Origin of the sequence: Bradyrhizobium sp. LCT2 (assembly GCF_009931255.1) — a bacterium.
Lineage (GTDB): Bacteria > Pseudomonadota > Alphaproteobacteria > Rhizobiales > Xanthobacteraceae > Bradyrhizobium > Bradyrhizobium diazoefficiens.
On the sequence record NZ_CP034432.1, the window covers coordinates 5,000,846 to 5,019,436 of the forward strand.

General features: G+C 64.7%; 17 protein-coding genes. 4 read left to right on the forward strand and 13 right to left on the reverse strand.

Features of this window, described 5'->3' with window-relative positions:
• Positions 1-11: 11 nt before the first annotated feature.
• From EI171_RS24110 to EI171_RS24135, 6 genes are all read right to left on the reverse strand, one after another.
• The gene (locus EI171_RS24110; protein WP_161534855.1) at positions 12-1,190 is read right to left on the reverse strand and encodes an aminotransferase class V-fold PLP-dependent enzyme; all 1,179 of its coding nucleotides are present in this window, start codon (positions 1,188-1,190) and stop codon (positions 12-14) included.
• 25 nt (positions 1,191-1,215) lie between these two features.
• Positions 1,216-1,629 carry a GFA family protein gene (locus tag EI171_RS24115; RefSeq protein WP_161534856.1) on the reverse strand — a complete coding sequence of 138 codons (414 nt, stop codon included), beginning with the start codon at positions 1,627-1,629 and terminating at the stop codon, positions 1,216-1,218.
• 91 nt (positions 1,630-1,720) lie between these two features.
• Complete coding sequence (locus EI171_RS24120) at positions 1,721-2,299, reverse strand: CAP domain-containing protein (RefSeq protein WP_161534857.1); 579 nt, start codon at positions 2,297-2,299, stop codon at positions 1,721-1,723.
• A gap of 73 nt (positions 2,300-2,372) precedes the next feature.
• Positions 2,373-3,467, reverse strand: a complete 1,095-nt coding sequence (locus EI171_RS24125; protein WP_028171856.1) for a serine/threonine protein kinase — start codon at positions 3,465-3,467, stop codon at positions 2,373-2,375.
• A gap of 7 nt (positions 3,468-3,474) precedes the next feature.
• Positions 3,475-4,902 (reverse strand): methylenetetrahydrofolate--tRNA-(uracil(54)-C(5))-methyltransferase (FADH(2)-oxidizing) TrmFO, encoded by a 1,428-nt coding sequence (gene trmFO, locus EI171_RS24130; RefSeq protein ID WP_161534858.1) that lies wholly within the window; start codon positions 4,900-4,902, stop codon positions 3,475-3,477.
• 126 nt (positions 4,903-5,028) lie between these two features.
• Positions 5,029-5,181 (reverse strand): DUF1127 domain-containing protein, encoded by a 153-nt coding sequence (locus tag EI171_RS24135; RefSeq protein WP_007590701.1) that lies wholly within the window; start codon positions 5,179-5,181, stop codon positions 5,029-5,031.
• A gap of 666 nt (positions 5,182-5,847) precedes the next feature.
• Between EI171_RS24135 and EI171_RS24140 the strand changes: the two genes are divergently transcribed.
• Positions 5,848-6,174 carry a hypothetical protein gene (locus EI171_RS24140; protein ID WP_028171858.1) on the forward strand — a complete coding sequence of 109 codons (327 nt, stop codon included), beginning with the start codon at positions 5,848-5,850 and terminating at the stop codon, positions 6,172-6,174.
• A gap of 59 nt (positions 6,175-6,233) precedes the next feature.
• On the opposite strand, the gene EI171_RS24145 is transcribed toward EI171_RS24140, so the two are convergent.
• Both EI171_RS24145 and EI171_RS24150 read right to left on the reverse strand, forming a co-directional pair.
• The gene (locus EI171_RS24145; protein ID WP_011087492.1) at positions 6,234-7,058 is read right to left on the reverse strand and encodes a lytic murein transglycosylase; all 825 of its coding nucleotides are present in this window, start codon (positions 7,056-7,058) and stop codon (positions 6,234-6,236) included.
• Between the two features lie 131 nt (positions 7,059-7,189).
• The gene (locus tag EI171_RS24150) at positions 7,190-8,098 is read right to left on the reverse strand and encodes a DUF2189 domain-containing protein (protein WP_038967264.1); all 909 of its coding nucleotides are present in this window, start codon (positions 8,096-8,098) and stop codon (positions 7,190-7,192) included.
• Positions 8,099-8,432: 334 nt separating this feature from the next.
• Here EI171_RS24150 and EI171_RS24155 point away from each other — a divergent pair, with 334 nt between their 5' ends.
• On the forward strand, positions 8,433-8,834 hold the full coding sequence (locus EI171_RS24155; RefSeq protein WP_161534859.1) for a DUF3597 domain-containing protein: 402 nt from the start codon (positions 8,433-8,435) through the stop codon (positions 8,832-8,834).
• A gap of 52 nt (positions 8,835-8,886) precedes the next feature.
• On the opposite strand, the gene EI171_RS24160 is transcribed toward EI171_RS24155, so the two are convergent.
• Positions 8,887-9,162 (reverse strand): GNAT family N-acetyltransferase, encoded by a 276-nt coding sequence (locus EI171_RS24160; RefSeq protein WP_028171861.1) that lies wholly within the window; start codon positions 9,160-9,162, stop codon positions 8,887-8,889.
• A 104-nt stretch (positions 9,163-9,266) separates the two neighbouring features.
• On the opposite strand from EI171_RS24160, the gene EI171_RS24165 reads away from it, so the two are divergent.
• Positions 9,267-10,196: a tetratricopeptide repeat protein gene (locus EI171_RS24165; RefSeq protein ID WP_161534860.1), complete on the forward strand. Its 930-nt coding sequence runs from the start codon at positions 9,267-9,269 to the stop codon at positions 10,194-10,196.
• Positions 10,197-10,390: 194 nt separating this feature from the next.
• The gene (locus EI171_RS24170) at positions 10,391-10,789 is read left to right on the forward strand and encodes an SPW repeat protein (RefSeq protein ID WP_038967269.1); all 399 of its coding nucleotides are present in this window, start codon (positions 10,391-10,393) and stop codon (positions 10,787-10,789) included.
• A gap of 49 nt (positions 10,790-10,838) precedes the next feature.
• On the opposite strand, the gene EI171_RS24175 is transcribed toward EI171_RS24170, so the two are convergent.
• The 4 genes from EI171_RS24175 to EI171_RS24190 all read right to left on the reverse strand — a co-directional run bounded on the left by EI171_RS24175 (position 10,839) and on the right by EI171_RS24190 (position 18,315).
• A complete protein-coding gene (locus tag EI171_RS24175; RefSeq protein WP_028171864.1) occupies positions 10,839-11,114 on the reverse strand; it encodes a GNAT family N-acetyltransferase in 276 nt (91 codons plus the stop codon).
• Positions 11,115-11,125: 11 nt separating this feature from the next.
• Positions 11,126-11,641 (reverse strand): DUF3828 domain-containing protein, encoded by a 516-nt coding sequence (locus EI171_RS24180; RefSeq protein WP_161534861.1) that lies wholly within the window; start codon positions 11,639-11,641, stop codon positions 11,126-11,128.
• Positions 11,642-11,777: 136 nt separating this feature from the next.
• A complete protein-coding gene (locus EI171_RS24185) occupies positions 11,778-12,629 on the reverse strand; it encodes an outer membrane protein (protein ID WP_011087483.1) in 852 nt (283 codons plus the stop codon).
• Positions 12,630-12,738: 109 nt separating this feature from the next.
• Entirely contained in the window at positions 12,739-18,315 is a 5,577-nt protein-coding gene (locus EI171_RS24190) for a tail fiber protein (RefSeq protein ID WP_161534862.1), read from the reverse strand.
• Positions 18,316-18,591 lie beyond the last annotated feature (276 nt).

Below are 18,591 nucleotides of genomic sequence, written 5' to 3' on the forward strand. Positions count from 1 at the left end.
GCGGCCGTCCGCTATCGCGGCGTCAGGCCCGCGAGGTGGCCGATCAGCCGGTCGATCTCGGCTTCGGTGTTGTAGTAATGCGGGGAGGCGCGCACGAGCGGTGGCAACGCCCGGATCTCGGCGTCGATGCGGGTGCTCGACGGATGCGAAGCACCGATAGTGATGCCGGCGGCAGCGGCACTGCCGACAATCGCGTCCGCCTCGTACCCGTCCATCGTGAAGCTGACGATGGCGCCTGGTGTGCGTCCGAGGTCGCGAATGGTGATGCCGCGAACGGAAGCGAGGCCGCCCCGAAGGCGGTCCGCCAGCAGGCGGCAGCGCTGCTCGATAGGACTCATGCCGATAGCGAGCGCGTAGTCGACGGCAGCGCCGAGCCCGAGCCGCGCTGCGTAGTTGTTCTCCCAGGTCTCGAAACGGCGCGCATCGTCACGGAGCCGATATTCATCGCGCGAGACCCAGGGCGCCGCGAAGTGATCGATCATCGGCGGCTCGAGCCGTTGCAGCAGAGCTCGGCGAACGTAGAGAAACCCGGTGCCGCGCGGGCCACGCAGGAATTTGCGGCCCGTGGCCGACAGCATGTCACAGCCGATGGCTTCGACGTCGACGGCCATCTGGCCAACCGCCTGGCAGGCGTCGAGCAGATAGGGGATGCCGTGCGCCCGCGCGATCTTGCCGACGGCCGCCGCGGGATTGACCAGCCCGCCGTTGGTCGGAACCCAGGTGATGGCGATGAGCTTCACGCGCTCGTCGATCATGCGTTCGAGCGCGTGGATGTCGAGCTCGCCGCTGGCATTGCTCGGCACGACCTCGATAACCGCGCCCGTTCTCCTGGCGACCTGAAGAAACGCGACATAGTTGGCGGCGTATTCGGCCTCGGCGGTCAGGATGCGATCGCCCTTGCGAAACGCAAGCGCATAGAACGCCATCTGCCAGGCGACCGTCGCGTTCTCCAGAAGCGCGATCTCATCGGGCGCGGCATTCAGCAGGCGGCCTACCGAGCCGTAGACTGAGTAAAGCCGGCTCGCCTCGCGGTCGGCGGCGGCATAGCCCCCGATCTCGCTCTCGAGGTCGATATGCTCCTTCATCGCCGCGACGACGGGCGTCGGCATGAGCGCCGCGCCTGCGTTGTGCAGATAGGCGATCCGCTCAGCGGCCGGTGTGTCGATGCGTATTTGGTCGATGTCGATCAAACGGGGCTCTCGCGCTTTGGCCGCGTCAATGCGGCATCTGTTCGAACTGCGGCAGGTGGAGCGGGGTATTCCACGGCAGGCGACGCTTGGTGAACATCTCGAGTTTCGGTGCGACCAGGTCGGGCCGGTCGAGGCTTCCCAACTGAACGAAGACCGTTTTGGGGAAACTGTCGAGGTTCGAGCTGAACACCCGCGAGCCGCATTCGGGGCAGAAGTTGCGGTCGAGGCCTTTGCCGGAGTTCGCGACGTAGTGAAAGGCCTTCGGCTTGCCGCTGAGCAGCGTGAAGTCATCCTCCGGCACGGCAAAGAAAGTTGCCATCTCGCCGCCCGAGGCGCGCTTGCAGTCGTTGCAATGACAATTGGCGATGAAGGACGGATCGGTGTCGAATTCGAACTTGATGGCGCCACAGGCGCATTGAGCGGTGTATTTTTTGGCCATTGATCGCCTCGAATTGGTCCAAGACAGCGGCATGGCATATTGGCCGGCCGGAGGAGCGCACGCAACAGTGGTTGCCGCGCAGCGTGTCGTCTCAGATGCAGAGGCTGAGCAGCTTGATGTGGCACTCGCTGGATTTTGGCTTCTTCGCGGGCGCGGCCTCGCGCTTCACGGCAACCAGCGGCTCCCCGTCCTTCTTGCCTTTGCCTTTGTCCTTCGGCTCGTAGTCGCCTGCGATCACCATGGCCCAATAGGTTCGCTTGCCGCTGGCATTCTTGGCGCTGGCGATGCCGACGCGGGAGGCGTTGTGCAGCAACAGGTTCTTGCGGTGTCCGGACGAGTCGATCCACTGTCCGAGCGTCTTCTCGAAATTGTCGTAGCCATAGGCGATGTTCTCGGCGGCGCGCCCCGCGCCGGCCGGTGCGACGCGGCGGTTGAACGGTCCGAGAGCGTCGTGGCTGAGGTCGTCCTTCGCCGCCATCGCGCGCGCCTGGTCCATGGCGATGCGGTCGAGGGTTGAATCGCGGACGACGCGAACTTCACCGTGCTTGAGGCGGAAGCTGGAGATCAGCTCGGCCGGGGTTTCGGCCATTGCGGGCGTCGCTGCCAACAGCAGAAGGCCGGCGATCATGCCGCCGACCACGCGATGCCTCATCGTCCCCCGAGTGCTCATGACCCCGCCACGCCTGCGTTATCCGACTGCTTCTCTATCGCCAATGTGGACGCTTCAAGGCGCATTGCTTCCGTCAGCCCGCGGGCAGGTCCGCCTCGAAATTGAAGCGGTCGCGCAGGTTCTTGCGCTGCTCCAGAATGTCCTTGAGGAAAGCGCGGTCCTGGTCGTTCTTCATCATCGGCTCGATCAGGTCGAGCTGGTTCATGGCGACCAGTTGCAGGATCTCGGTGCGCGGCTTGCCACTGGTGTCGCGCGGCAGTGCATGCACCACCTGGATGTGTTCCGGCGGTTTCGGCCCTTTGGCGGCCGTGAGCTCGCTGCGGAGCTGGCCTTCGAGCGTGGCCTGATCGGCTTCGACGAAGGCATAGAGCCCGACGCCGGAACGGCGGTCGGCAAAGGCGACGATGGCGGTGTCGCGCACGGCGGGATTCTTGCGGATCAGCTCCGCCAGCACCGGCGCGTCGTTGACGAGGCGGCGCCCACCGCCCTCGCGATCGGTGAAATTGAACAGGCCGCGCGTGATCGCCCGGTAGACCTTCTTGCCGGTGGCGAGCCACAGGCTCGCGGCAAATGATTTCTTCGCCAGGATCTTGCGCTCGCGCGGCGTCAGCGCCTCGGGCGCGTAGGAGCGCTTGTGCTTGAGCAGGTGCCGGAGGTCTTCATAAGCGAGGATGCGATACAGCCGGCCGCGGCGCGCAAAGCAGGCGGCGAGCTGGAAGTCGGTCACATAGGCGCGGCCGTCGCGGCCGACCAGCCAGTTCTGCTCCTTGGCAAGATCGTTGTGGCAGATGCCGGCGCGGCGCAGCCGGCGCAGCGCCGCCTTGGCCGAGCGGAAATAGGCGAGGTCGCCATGCGGTTTTGCCAGATGCAGCGCGACGCCGTCGACGAAGCCGCGCACCAGCGCCCGGCGCCCGGCCCACAGCAGCTCGGGACCGACGTTCAGGCCCTTGGCGAGGGCGAGCGCATGCTTCTCGCGCGCGAACAGATGGCGGGCCAGCAGGAACGACCACCACGGCACCTCGTCGAGCCGGCGCAGCACGGCATCGACCTCGCCGGTATCGGCACGAAAGCGGCCGCGCTCGACGGTCGAGAACACGTCGCGCTTGAGCAGCACGCCCTCGGTCCAGCGCGCCGAGAGCGTCGCGGCGTCGTCTTTGGGGAGGCTCATCGACAACTCACGCTGCTGCGGCGATGCGCAAATGATCGGCGATCCAGCGATCGAGATCGGCGAGCGCCAGTGCGCTCATCGCCTGCTTCTTGGCCACCGTCTTCTCGTTGCCGCGCAGGCGCGTGCCGTCGGGCTTTTTCGTCGGAGCGCTTGCAAGCGGCGGGAACAGGCCGAAATTGATGTTCATCGGCTGGAACGAGCGCGTGCCGGGCTCGATGGTCTCGATATGGCCACCAGTGATGTGTCCGAGCAGCGATCCCAGCGCCGTCGTGGCAGGCGGGCTCGCCAGCGTCTCGCCGCGGGCATCGGCTGCTGCGTAAAGGCCGGCGATCAGGCCGACGCTGGCGGATTCCACATAGCCCTCGCAGCCTGTCATCTGTCCGGCAAAGCGCAGCCGCGGTTGCGCACGCAGCCGCAGCTGGCCGTCGAGCAGCTTTGGCGAGTTGAGGAAGGTGTTGCGATGCAGGCCGCCGAGGCGGGCGAACTCGGCCTTCTCCAGCCCGGGGATGGTGCGGAAGATGCGCTGCTGCTCGCCGTATTTCAGCTTCGTCTGGAAGCCGACGATGTTGTAGAGCGTGCCAAGCTTGTTGTCCTGGCGCAGCTGCACGATCGCGTAGGCCTTCGTCGTGGGATCGTGCGGATTGGTGAGGCCGACCGGCTTCATCGGACCATGGCGCAGCGTCTCGGGGCCGCGTTCCGCCATCACCTCGATCGGCAGGCAGCCGTCGAAATAGGGCGTGTTGGTCTCCCACTCCTTGAACTCGGTCTTCTCGCCGGCGATCAGCGCAGCGACGAAGCCCTCATACTGCTCCTTGGTCATCGGGCAGTTGATGTAGTCGGCGCCGTTGCCGCCGGGGCCGACCTTGTCATAGCGCGACTGGAACCAGGCCACCGACATGTCGATGGATTCGCGGTGCACGATCGGCGCGATCGCGTCGAAGAAGGCGAGCGCGTTCTCGTCGGTCAGTTCGCGGATGGCATCGGCCAGCGGTGCGGAGGTGAGGGGCCCGGTCGCAACGATGACGTTGCCCCAGTCGGCCGGCGGCAGGCCTGCGATCTCGCCACGGGCGATCTCGATCAGGGGATGCTCGTTCAGCGCCTTGGTGACGGCCGCCGAAAAACCGTCGCGATCGACCGCCAGCGCACCGCCGGCGGGAACCTGGTTGGCATCGGCCGCGCGCATGATCAGCGAACCGAGGCGGCGCATCTCCGCATGGAGCAGGCCGACGGCGTTGTTGGCGGCGTCGTCCGAGCGGAACGAATTGGAGCAGACGAGCTCGGCGAGTCCGTCGGTGCGGTGCGCCTCGGTCATGCGGTCCGGCCGCATCTCGTGAAGCACCACGGGCACGCCGGCTTTGGCGACCTGCCAGGCGGCTTCTGAGCCAGCAAGGCCCGCGCCGATCACGTGCACAATATTGGAATGGGGTCCTGTCATGGGGCGGACAGGTAGCGCTTTTCGGCGGTCAGTGGAATCGCCGAGATCGAGTTTTCTGCCTTCAGAAACGACAACGCCCGCACGAGGCGGGCGCTATCGGTTCGTCCGGTGAAGGGCTGAACGATATCAGCCCTGATACTGACCGGCGGCAACGCGCGGGATGTCCGAGCGATCAAGGCCGATGTCGGCCAGTTCGCGATCGCTGAGCTGGGACAGCTCGGCAACATTGCGCTGATAGTCCCGGAAAGCCTGGATCATGCGGATGAGCGAGAGCAGCATTGGTAGTCTCCTGTAGTTCGATTCAGCCCTTGCCCGGGCGTCATCGTTGAAATGAATATAGGTGAGAGTGGTGCACTGCGAAAGTTCCGATGTTGCGATGCAGCTAAGCGAAGGACGCATGGCATCGGTAAGGGGCGATTAACCTCTTGGCAGTCCCGCCCAAGAGCTGGGCGCCAGCCGTTGTAGATTGCAATAAATCTCCGTGAGATCACGGGTTTATGCCGACCAATGCGGTTCCCGTGACGATGGAAATATGTTGCATTCCGGTGACCTGCAAGGCGATGTGGCAGCTTGTAAGCCCAAGTCTCGCATGCGCGAATCGCATGAAGCGAGATGATGTAGAAATGAATAAATATTCATATCATTTGTGGATTACGCCGGCTTGACGGAGTCCGCCGACGCCGGGGGATGGGAGCGGCGATTTGCTCGGTCCTGCCACTGGGGCCGCCGAACGGCTTGCGGCGAAGCCGGATATCGAGCGCCGGTCGCCCGGGAGCCGAGCGCGTTCGTCGTTGATGCGGTGCACACACGCCAAGGGTGTGAGCGCTTGATTACAAGGTTGTAATGAAAATCAGAATTTCCGCATGCGGCTCTGCGCCGCGCGCAACATCACGCAATTCTCGCGGGGAATTTATTGCGGCAAGTTGCCGCGTCGGCAGCAAAGTCGTGTCGCAGATTCCGGCAATGTCGCTGGGTCTGTCCCAAGAAGAAGAGAAGGAAAGTAACATCATGACGAAGTTACTCGGGGTTATCGCCATTGCCGCCGTCGCGTTCGCCGTCGCGCCGGCCCAGGCCGCCAAGCACGCCATGGGCGGCTGCAGCGGATCCAATCTGGAGAAGACGGAGACCGCGATCGAGAACATGGCCGACGGCGACAGCAAGTTCGTCGCGCAGAAGGAGATCGCGGCGGCGCAGGACTCACTGCTCAACGGCAAAATGGGTGCGTGCGGCGCGCATCTGAACAAGGCGATGCACGCCACCATGGGCAAGTAAACGCTTCAAGAGAGGGCCGGTCGCCGGGCGATCGGCCCTACGCTTTTATGCAGGGGATCTTAAGGGGCGCGCGCGAGCTGGGTGGCGAAATAGGCGACGGTCTTGGAATAGACCTCGCTCTTGTTCCACTGCTGTAGTACCGCGAAATTCGGGCTTCCCGGCTGCCAATCCTTGCCACGCTGCCAGCCATAACCGGCGAGGTAATTGGCGGTGGAGGCGAGCACGTCGGGCGCGTTGTGCAGGAGATCGCGCTTGCCGTTGCCGTCGAAATCGACGGCGTATTTCATCCAGGATGAGGGCATGAACTGGGTCTGGCCGAGTTCGCCCGCCCAGGCGCCCTTCATGTCGGCGGGTGCGAGATCGCCGCGCTGGACGATGCGCAGCGCATCCATCAGTTCGCCGCGGAACTGCTCGGCGCGCCGGCAGTCATAGGCCAGCGTCGCCAGCGAGCGGATGGTTGCGAACTTGCCGGTGTTGACGCCGAAATCGGTTTCCAGGCCCCAGATCGCGACGAGCACCTCGCCTGGGACGCCGTAGGTCTGCTCGATGCGGGACAGCACCGAGCCGTATTGCTTCATCATGTTGGAACCGCGCGTCATGCGCGGCGGCACCATCCGGCCGGAAAACTCCTCGAAGGTCTGGGTGAAGACCTTTTGCGAGCGGTCGCGGTTGAGCACGCTCTGATCGAGCGTCACGCCGGCGAGCCCGGCGGCAATGGCCTGCTGTGAGATGCCTTTGGCCGCGGCGTCGGTCTTGAAGTCAGCAAGCCATGCGTCGAAATTGCCCGAGCCGCAGGCAACGGCGGCGAGCGCTGGCTGGGCGGAGAGGATTGACGTGGTGAGGGCTAAGGCTGCGAGAGCGAGACGAGAAATCGTCGGGGTCATCAGATGAAATGGATTCCGTGAAGTGATCTGACCGGCGAGGTCCAATCTCGGTCGGAACCGCGGCCAAAGCAAGGCGCATGACGGGGGCCGGTCCCGCCCGGAGCCGGGCAGGACCGGATGTCACGAGATCGTTAGGCGTCTGTCCGATTCCGCCACGGGAAGAGGTTGGCGGGGAAGTCGGCGGCGGGCTTGCGCGGACGATGCGGCGGAGGCGGCACAGGCCGGGCACCGGGATCGGAAACGATCACCTTGCGGTAGAGATGCCAAGTGGCATGGCCGAGCAGGGGGATCACCACGGCGAGGCCGAGGAACGCCGGGATCGTGCCGAGCGCCAGCAGCACCGCCACGATCAGGCCCCAGGCCGCCATCGGCACCGGGTTCCTGGCGACAACGCGCAGCGAGGTGACCATGGCATCGAACGCGCCGGCATGGCGGTCGAGCATCAGGGGGAACGACACGGCGCTGATGCAGAGCGCGGCGAGCGCGAACAGGAAGCCGGTGCCGCAGCCGACCACGATCAGCCACCAGCCCTGCCTGGTCGTCAGCACGCGCGTAATGAAGTCCGAGATCCCGGTCACGCCCTCATAGCCGAAGGCTGCGACATAAATCGCCTGTGCGGTTGCAACCCAGGTCACGAACAGGGCGAGCAGCAATGTGCCAAGACCGAGCATGGCCCCGAACGAAGGCGAGCGCAGCACCTCCATGGCATCCCAGGCGCTGGCCTCTTCATGGCGTTCGCGCCGGCTCGAGAGCTCGTAGAGACCCAAGGCAGCGAACGGCCCGATCAACGCGAAGCCCGCAGCCAGCGGAAACAACAGCGGCAGCACCGAATAGCCCATCACCACGCGGGCGAGCACGAGGCCCAGCACCGGGTAGATCACGCAGAGAATAATGGCGTGGCTCGGAACCGCCTTGAAATCCTCCCAGCCGCGCCTCAGCGCGTCATGCAGGTCGGACAGTTGGATCGTCCGGATGATTGGTCCCGCCGCATCAGCGGGCGGGGCCATTGTGGGGACATTGCCCTGGTAGAGTGTGGCCATGGTCGCTTGCTCCCTTGCCATGCGACCGCATCCGGCGCCGGCAAACGGCGCAAGCGGCCGCTTTTCTTGGATGATCGCGATCCCAACCAGGCGCGAATTCCGGAAGGCATCGCGAGCTGAACAGAAACCGTACTCCCAATTCCAAGTCCTGTCCCTCACGCTTGGGTGAGATTCGATGCCGCACCGCAACCTCGACGATGTCATTCGGCCGTCATTTCGCCGCAGATAAGCTGATGCTGGTTGTCGGTTCGCATGATCCGCGGGCGCAACGCAGAAACTTCGTCTATAAGTGCCACTCAAGGCCCTTCCAACGGATCCTTTTCGGGGAGAAGACATGAGCATTTTCGGGAGAATCATGAGCGCGATCTTCGGTAGCCAACCGGCTTCCGCCGCGCCTGCCGGTGGCGCAGCGCCGGCCGGTGCCCCCGCAGGGGCCGCGCCGGGCGCATCGGCGCCGGCAGCCGCGCCCATGGCGTCCGTCGACGTCGCCGCCATCGTCGACAAGGCGGTCGCCGCGCACAAGGGCGAGAAGCTGGAATGGCGCACCTCGATCGTCGATCTCATGAAGGCGCTCGACATCGACTCGAGCCTCGCCGCGCGCAAGGATCTCGCCCGGGAGCTCGGCTACAGCGGCGACACCAACGATTCCGCGAGCATGAACGTCTGGCTGCACAAGCAGGTGATGTCCAAGCTCGCTGCCAATGGCGGCAAGCTGCCGCCTGAGATCAAGCACTGACCGATCGCTCGGACGCAGCCAAGGGCCCGCGAGATCGCGGGCCCATTTGCGTTCAGGCAACGAGGTCCGCGTCCTCCGGATGCTTGTCGAGATAGTCGACGACGAAGCCGCAGCCGGCGATCACCTTCCTGCCGTCGCGGCGGATCAGCTCCAGCGCGCCCTTGACCAGCTCGGAGGCTATGCCGCGGCCGCGCAGCGCGCGCGGCGTCTCGGTATGGGTGATGATCACCGCCGACGGCGTCAGCCGGTAATTGGCGAAGGCGATGTCACTGCCGACATCGAGCTCGAAGCGGCTCCTGTCTTTGTTGTCGCGTACCGATGCCGCCATGCGTAATCCTTCCGAAGCGATGTCTGCGCTCTGATCTAGGCGCCTGAACCCGCCCTTGCCAAGGTGCGACCAAGGGAGGTTGCCGCAGGGGAGATACCCGGAAAATGCGCGTCCCGCTCAGCATCATGGCGTTGCTCGCTGCGCTCGCCTCGACGGCGCCAGCGCCGGCCGAAGGCGGTCCGGCCTGGGACGCCTGCGTCGGATTGACGAGCACGCCGGACGAACGGGTCGCGGCCTGCTCGAGCGTCATTGACACGAAGAGCGAGACCGGCCGCAGGCTCGCCGGCGCCTATTGCAACCGCGGCCATGGCCTCACCGAGAAACGCGAGCTCGATGCCGCGCTGTCCGATCTCGACGAGGCGGTCAGGCTCGATCCGGCCTACGCCTGCGCCTACAACAACCGCGGCCGCGTCTACAGCTTCAAGCGCGACTATGATCGCGCCATCGCCGATTACGACGAGGCTATCAAGCTCGATCCGTCGCTGGCGCTCGCCTACAGCAATCGCGGCGAGTCGCGCTTCAACAAGGGCGACCTCGACGGTGCCATTGCGGATTTTGACGCGGCGATCAAGCGCGATCCCAACTATGCCACCGCCTACGCCAATCGGGGCTTCGTCTACGCCCGCAAGCACGACACGGCGCATGCGCTCGCCGACTACACCATGCGGATCAAGCTTGCGCCCGATCTGCTCGCCTATATCGACCGCGGCAACGTGTATCGCGACAACGAGCAGCTCGACCGCGCCGCCGCCGACTATGGCGACGCGATCCGCATCGCTCCGACAGATGCGCGCGGCTGGCGCAATCGCGGCATGATCCGTCTCTTCCAGGGCGACAACAAGGGCGGCCTCGCCGACTACGACAAGGCGCTGCAATACGATCCGTCCGACGTGTTCTCATGGAGCAACCGCGGGCAGGCCCGCTTGCGGCTCGGCGACAAGCAGGGCGCGATTGTAGATTTCCGGAAGGCGCTGGAGTTGCGGCCCGGACTGCCCGTCGCGCATGATGCACTGCGAAAGCTTGGGGCGCTGTAGCCGGTGTGAATTCTTGACCCGTTGGACGTCACGTGGCGACCGCAAAAAATCCTCAGTGTCGCTCTTGCAAGTTCCACCGCGGTTCCCACGTCCTTGAGAGGACATACGCCCGAATGCGGCCGGCACGGTCGCTAGACATTCGGAGTGTCGTGATCGCCAGCCGCAGACGTATGCCTCTTTTGCAGGAGGTTACGATGTCGGACTTTGGTTTCTTGAATACTCATCGAACATGGGAAGACTGGTGCGGGATGCTGCTCGGTGCGCTGATTGCTGCGTCGCCGTGGTTCCCAATCCAGGATAGCTCGGGGATTGCCGGACACGACACGATGGTCCTGAACACGGTCGCAGTCGGCCTCGTCGTATTTGGCCTCAGCCAGCTCGAATATGTCGCCTTGCAGCGCTGGCAGGAGGTGGCGACCATCCTGGTCGGGCTGTGGCTCATTGTCTCGCCCCTGGTGCTTGGCTATTCCGGCGAAGGTTTTCTCCGGATCTACCACACCAGTCTGGGCGCAGTGGCGGTGATCCTCGGCGTACTCCAGTTGTGGCAGGACTGGGACATGAGTGACCAGGATTTACTGAAGCATGGGCAATAGGCTGCGGATTTCGGCAGGCCCGCCGCGCGATCGGTGGGCCTGCGCTCGCTCATCTCTTCACCAGATCCGCATAGTCCGGGTGCTTCTCGATCCACGCCTTCACGAACGGGCATTGCGGGATCAGCTTCAAGCCGGCGGCGCGGACCTGATCGAGCGCGCCTTGCACTAGTTTCGAGCCGACGCCCTTGCCGCCCAGCTCCTTCGGTACGTCCGTGTGCTCGAACGTGATGACGTTGCCGTCGAGCTTGTAATGTTCGGTCGCAAGATATCCCTCCACCTCCAGCTCGAAACGGTGATGGGCCTTGTTGTCGATGACGTCGCTCATGTCGTCTCCGGTCAGCTCTTCAGCGAGTCTGTCAGCATCTTGCGGATCGACCAGGCTTCGCCGTCGGAGGAGCCCTTGATGTCGTCGATCCGCCAGCTCCCAACCTCGCGCACGAAGTCGTAACGCACGATCAGGTCGGCGGGTTTGCGGTCGTTGCGGTGTCCGGTGATGGTCACCGCAAGTATCGCCTTGTCGGCCTCCATCTTCTCGGCGTCAACCTTGAACGACTTCACGTCAGGTTCCTGCGAGTTGGTGACGGGATCGAAATCGACCGGTCCGACGTCGCCCTTGGGCGTATGCGCATCGGCCTTGGCCCACAGCGCGACCAGCGCCTTGGAGAGATATTGGCTCTTGGCCGCCTTGTTCTCGATGACGAAGGCACCGCCGCCATCGCCCTTGCCCTTGGCGGCGCGGGTGTAGATCGCAGTCAGAATAGCGAGCGGTTCACTGGTTGCGGGAGCCTGGGCGAGGGCGGGGCCGACGCCGGCGAGGAGGACAGTAGCGATGAGGCTGCGACGGGTGAGCATGGAGTGTCCTGGTTGGGGTGCGCACGTCAGTAGAGCTTGATTGCGCCCGGCAGGTTCAAACGCGAAGGCCGATCAGAGCGGCTCTGATCGGCCTCGGCCATGCGTGCACGGGGTCGGCGGACCCAGGGCGTCTTGATCAGTATTTGGCGACGACGGGGCCGGCCGAGAAATGATAGTTGACGCCGACCCGGGCGATCTGCTCGCGGAACGGGGTCGATGTCGTGAACACGATGGCCGGAACGGTGGAGGAGGCGACGTTCAGCGTCCGCCGGCCAAGGTCGACGTAGAGGTACTCGGCCTTGAAGCTCCAGTTCGGCGCGAACATCACTTCGGTGCCGGCGCCGGCGGTCCAGCCGGTGCTCGTCCCCGAGGAGGCGCCGCTGGCGCAGATGGTCGCGCCCACGATGCATCCGCCGGTCACGTCGGTGGTGCTGAACGAGGATTTGGTGCGGCCATAGGCGAAGCCGCCGGTGCCGTAGAGCAGCCATTGCGGCGCTACCAGCACGCCGACCCGGCCACGCACGGTGCCGAACCAGTCGATGCCCTTGCTGACCGTCGTCGAGGTGGCATCGAAGCCGACCGGTGCGAGCGCCTGGGTGGTCGTGCCCTTGACGTCCGCGCCCTGGAAGTCGGCCTCGAGGCCGACCAGCCATTGCGGGGCGACCTGCCAATTGTAGCCGGCCTGGACGCCGCCGATCACGCCTTTCGCCGACGGCGACAGCGCGGTCGGAAATGAACCGGCCGCAACCAGCGCGGCGAGCGGGGCCGCCAGTGCCGGATCGGTCGACAGGACGGAAATACCCGTGGAGCCCGTGCTCCAGTCGTAGCCGACATTGCCGCCGACATAGAAGCCATTCCAGGTCTGAACCGGGGCGATCGCCTTCACCGGCATTTTGTAGGTCGGGGCAAGATCCGCGGCATGTGCCGTCCCCCAAGCCGCCCCGACAGCCACGACGCCCGCAAGCACAAGTTTCTCGAAATTCTTCATTGGCCCAATTCCCCGATTCCGACGTGGTTTTACGCTACATGGCGGCTGAACGCTGTGACCAATTGGCAACTCCGGGTCGGGATCGGAGCGCCTTCAGGCTGGATCGCACTCAAACCAGATGGAAATTGGCCGACGTCAGGCTTGCCAACGCGGTGTTGGTGATGGTGACCACGTGAGTAGCGTCGAGCGTGAGCACGGTGTCCGCCCCAACCTGATGCAGGTCCGCGAAGACGTTGGCGAGACTTCCGAACTGCGATGCCTGCAGCTGAATGTCGTCCAGGGCCGTATGGAAGTTGTTGATGGTGTTGTGACCGAAATCGCCGGCGAACACGAACGTATCCCGGCCGTAATTGCCGGCAATCAGCGTGTCGCCGGGGCCGCCGATCAGGATCTCGTGGGCGTTGAAGGTCGAGGCGGCCGTGATGGTGGCGCCGCCAGCGCTGCCGTCGAGGACGGTATTGCCATAACCGGTGGTGGCGGATCCGCCGGCGGGAACGAACACGAAGTTCTGGTTGCCGCCGATCACCTGGACGGTCAGCGTCGATGTCGAGGGCGCCGCATGGCCGTTGCTCGCGGTGTAGGTGAAGTTGTCGTAGGCGACGCCGGTGACGCCGCCGCTGGCAGCGTAGGAATAGCTGCCGTCGGCATGCACCGTGAGGCTGCTATAGGCGCCTGCGATGCTGTGATCGACGGCGCCGGCGAGCCCGTTGACCGCGCTGACCACGACGTGATCGGCGGGGTTGGTGTCGGTGTCGTTGGCGAGCAGGCCGTGCGCGGCATCGGCGGTGACGGTCTGGCCGGCGACGACACGGTTGCTGTCTGCGTGCGCCGTGACGAGTGAATCGATCACGGCAAGTCCGGTGAATGTCGTGGCGATATTGCCGAGATTGGCGGCGTTGCCGGCGAGGTCGCCGATCGCTCCGCCGTGCAGATCTATGCCCGTGACCGCCAGCGCAGATGTGAGCGTGTCGCCGGCTCCCACCGTGTAGTTGAACACGAGCTTGCTGGAATCATGCAAGGCCGCGGTCGCAGCCGCATCGAAGGTGGCGATGCCGTTATCGTTGAGCGAGAGGGTGGGCGCACCGCCCGACAAGGTCACGGCTTCGGCGAGGGCGACCGTGATCGTGACAGACTGGCCGGCTCCGACCGCGCCGCTCGCGGGCGATGCGCTGACGGCGACGATATCCGGCGCGTGCGTGTCGATCTGCAAGATCCCGGCGGGGTTGACGGTGCCGCCCGGCAAGGTGAGATCGTTTCCGGCGAGGTCGCGGATGGTCCCTGCATTGAGCAGGATCTGGTTGACCGAAAGATCGCTCGTGTTCTCACCCGCAGCCACGAGATAGCTGAAGGTCAGCACGCTGCTGCCGCTGCCGCCCGCATAGGTCGCGACGCCGCCATCGTTGAGCTGCATGGTCGGCGTGCCGCCGGTCAGATCGACGTTGACCGCTTCGCTGAGATTGAGCGTCAGGATGACGCTATGGCCGGCGTTGAGATCGCCGCTGCCTGCGACGATGCCCGCGCCCGAGGTCGCGATCGACATCACCGTCGGCGCGATCGAATCCACCCGAACGCCGGCGGTCGAGCCGACATTGTTCAGCGTGAGCACGGCGGCGTTGCCGACCGCGTCCTTGATCGTGCCGCCATTGAGAACGATCGCACTGCCGAGCGCGACGCCATTGGCATCGCTCTCGCCGGCAGCCACCGTGTAGCGGAAGGTCAGCGAGGAGGCGCTGCCTTGGCCGACATATTGGGCTTCGACGAGGCCACCGGTGTCGAGCATGATCGCGACTTCCGGGGTGCCCGTCACCGACACCGCCTCGCTGAAATTGACCGTGAAGTCGAGATTCTGACCGGCGACGTAGGTACCGTTCGCGGGCACGCTCACCGACGTCACGGCCGGGGCCGTATGCTGAACGGTGTAGACGTCGCCACCGGTGAATCCGTTCGCCACGGCGTTGCCGGCGGCATCGGCAATGCCGGTGCCTGAAGCGTTCAGGTCGAGGCGCAGCGTGCCGTCGCCGGTCACGCCGTTGACGGTCACGGTATAGACGTTGCCGCTGACGGGCGTCACGACGATGCCGGTGTCGGTGACACTGCCGGTGCGGGTCGCCGTGAAGTCGCTCGCATCGACGCCGGTGACGTCTTCCGAGAACGTCACCGTGAACTGATCGCTTCCGGCATTGTTCGGGTTCGAGCCGTTCGCGACGATCGACGAAACGCTCGGAGCGGTATGTCGAATGGTGTAGACGTCGCCGCTCGAGAAGCCCGCGCTGGCGCCATTGCCGGCAGTGTCGGTGACGCCGCTCGAGCCGCTCTTGAAATCGAGGCGCACGGTGCCGTCGCCGGTGACGCCGCCGACAGTCACCGTGTAGGTCTTCCCGTCGGCGGAGGTGATCTGGCTGATGCCGGTGGTGGAGAGGGCGATACCACCCGGTGTGTTGGTCGTGGTCAGGGTGAAATCGGTGGCGGTCAGGCCGCTGACGCTCTCCGAGAAGGTCACCGTGAACTGTTCGGTGCCGGCGTTGTTCGGGCTGGCGCCCGACGCGGCAATCGACGTCACGGTCGGAGCGGTGTGATCGATCGTGTAGGTCTGTCCGGTGAAGCCGGCAAATATGGCATTGCCGGCGCGATCGGCGATGCCGGTGCCGGACGCGTTGAGCTTGAGGCCTAGCGTGCCATCGCCCCTGACGCCGGTGACCGTCACCGTATAGACGCTGCCGCTGAAGGGCAGCACGACCATCCCGCCATATGAGACGGACCCGCCGGTGACGATAGTGAAGTCACTCGCGTCGACCGCGCTCACGATTTCGGAGAAGGTGACGGTGAAGGTATCGCTGGTCGCGTTGCTCGGATTGCTGCCGGCGGTATTGATCGACGAGACCACAGGTGCGGCGGTGTCGATCGTCAGGTGCAGGTCGGTGGCTGTGCCGGCCAGCACGGCATCGTTGCCCGAGCCGTCCTTGATGGTGCCGCCGTTCAGGAGAAGGTTCTGCACCTGCAGATCACTGCTGCTGTCGCCGGCCTGCACCGTGTAGCTGAACGTCAGCGCGGTGCCGCCGCTGCCGCCTTGATAGGTCGCGATCACATTGTCGCTGAGCTGGAGCTCTGGCGCGCCGGTGACATTCACAGGGTCGGTGAAGGCCACCGTAATGGTGACGACCTTGCCGGCATTGAGATCGGTCGCATTGCCCGTCGTCGCCGCCGTGACCGAGCTGACGAGCGGAACGTGGAGCAGATTGACCGTGCTGGTCGCGGTGTTGCTGGTCCCGTTGCTGGAGGAGCCGTCGGTCACGGTCCATTCGATGGTCCGGGAGCCGGGCGCGGTCGATCCGGGGGCGCTGAACGCGATCGATTCCAGCACGGTCTGGTAATGATCGAGCGTGTCGGTGCCGCTCAGCGTGAGCAGGCCGGTAGCGGCGTTGTAACTGCCGGTGATGTTGTTCTGGCTGATGAAGCTCAACGCATCGCCGCTGACGAAGCCGCTGGCAATCTTGATGGTTGCGCCGGTCAGATTGCCGCCACTGTCGGGGTCGGCGACGATCAACGTGCTGTCGAGCAGGGCTGCCACACTGCCGACCGGATAGTTCAGGCTGGCACCTGCGGTGACGGTCGGCGCGGTATGGACGACGCCGAGCACGCTCGCCGTCAGAGGCACCTCGCTCGAGATGAGCGTTGTGGAGGCGGTGCCGTATTGCTCGCCGAGCTCGACCTGATTGCCCTGGGAGTTCGTGCCCACGCTCGCGACGGCGCGACCGGTCAGGTCCGGGAGGGCGAAGGTGGACTGGCCGTCGCCGCCATAGGTCGTTCCGATGAGCGCAAACAGGACCTGGTTCTGTGAGATCGACAGTAGCTGGCCCTGGCACTCGGCCCAGCCGTGCGCCAGCATATAGTCGAGGTCCGTGCCGTTTCCGGCGTAGGAAATGATCTCGCCGACCCATGGAGCGGAGTCCGAGTACGAGCCGCTCTGGGAGGGAAATATTCCTTCGAGAGAGATCAGATAGTGCAGAGCGATGGAAGGCTGGTAGTTGCTGAAGTCGGCTGAAGCCCCGACTGGATGGGGCAGGTTCAACGTCGAGAGCGTGGTCGTGTCCTGGCCGATGACCGTGCCAAGTTGGAAATCGCCGATCGAGTTCGTTCCGACCCCGATGATGGTGCGGCCGGTGAGGTCCGGCAGCGCGAACGTCGTGACACCATCGCCGCCATACGTCGTGCCGATGGCGTTATAGAGGTTCGGATAGTCGGCGATGTTCAGCACCTGGCCAGCCGCCAGCAGATATCCTGTCGGCGCAAAATTGCTGAGAAACGGGACAATTTCGCCGGCTACGTCGAGCCAGTTCGAGGCTGAGCTCGCGCCCGGTCCGCCGGTGTTGATGAGATAGTTGATGGTCAGCGAAGGCTGGTCGTTGGTGAAAGCCTGCCCCGCGCCGAAGCCCGAGGGCAAATTCTGGGTCCCCAGCGTGACCGTGTCCGTGCCGTAATTGGTTCCGAGCGAAAAATTCGCGCTGTTCTCGGAGCCGACCGTGAGCTTGGCCTGGAGGTTGGGTAGCTCGAAGGTCGTCTGTCCGTTGCCGCCATAGGTCGTGCCGAACAGCGAGAACAGGGCGGTGTTCTGGGCGATCGACAGCAGCTGCCCGCTGGCAAGCGCCGTGTGGCTGGGAGCAAGGCTTCCGGCGAAGGTCCTGATGGACCCGAGATCGATGGTGCCGGGATCGGACGTGCCGTCTCCATGCGAGGGATAGGTGCCTTGAAGCGGGATCAGCTGGGTCAGCCCGAGTGAGGGCTGATCGTTGTCGATCGGGGATGCCGTGATGTTCGTGTTCGTCCCGTCCGACACCTGCCAGGTAATATCGCGAACCTGGTGCGTGCCGCCGCCGGTCGGATCGCCGTTCCCCGAAAAACTGTAGGTGATCGAGCGCAGCGCATCCTGATAGTCGGCGACCGTATCGCTCCCGCTCAGGGTGAGGATGCCATGCGCGGCGTCGTAGCTGCCGTGAATGTTGTTCTGGTCCGTGAAGTTCAGCGTGTCGCCCGCGACGAAGCCGACGAGACTCACCACGGCCGATGAGAGTGTTGAGGAGGCGCTGTCCGTTACGATCAGGTTCGGTGCGATGGACACGGCGGCGCCACCGCCGTGGAACGTCGCTGACGTGCCGGGGGTCAGGCCGATGATGCCGAGCGTCGTGCTGAAATTTGCAAGCGCCTGCTCCGCGAAGGGCGCGCTAACGGCAGCCGCTGCCGGGGTGGTCGAGACGTCGAGCGTCCAGCTTGCGGGATCGGCATTGCCGATCACATGCGTCGCCGCGTCGACGGTGACGCCGCCGGCATAGGCGGAGAGGTCGGAGATGAACTGGCTTCCGGTCGCGCCCGCGGCCGTGTCGCAGGCATAGAGGGCGAGAGCTCCGTCGGATGCGAGCGAGGCGCCGATCGCGGAGAGTGCGGCGGCATCGTTCGCGAGGTCCGCGTCGTGGATGACGGATGAGCCGATCTCAATCTCGCCCGGAGCGCCGTGACCGACGATCGAGATCGACGCGAGCCCGGTCAGGCCGTTGTTCTTGAGGATGGTTGCGATCTGGGCGAAGCCGTCGCTGGCGCCGTTGAGGACAAAAGCCTGTTCGTCCGGGGCCAGCCCGTCCAGCAAGGCATCGATGTCGGAAACGCGGGAATCAATGAAAACAACTCTTCCCATACTCACCACATTCCACGCCGAAACGGCGCATATCCACCCGGGAGCCAGCCGCCGGGCCAGCCAAACAAATGCATTAAGCAGCGATTAACTAGCGTGAAGCTTGCGCCGGAACAAGCCTGCGCGCGGCACATGCAACCGGAGCGCGACCGCCGTCCTGCGAGGCAAATGTCGCGTTTTTCCGCGTTTTTTGGCGATAGTTGTTTGAAAACGAGACATCGCGCAGGGCGCAGCGCTTCGCCGTTCATCAATGGCGGTTGATCTTCGCGCATGATCGCG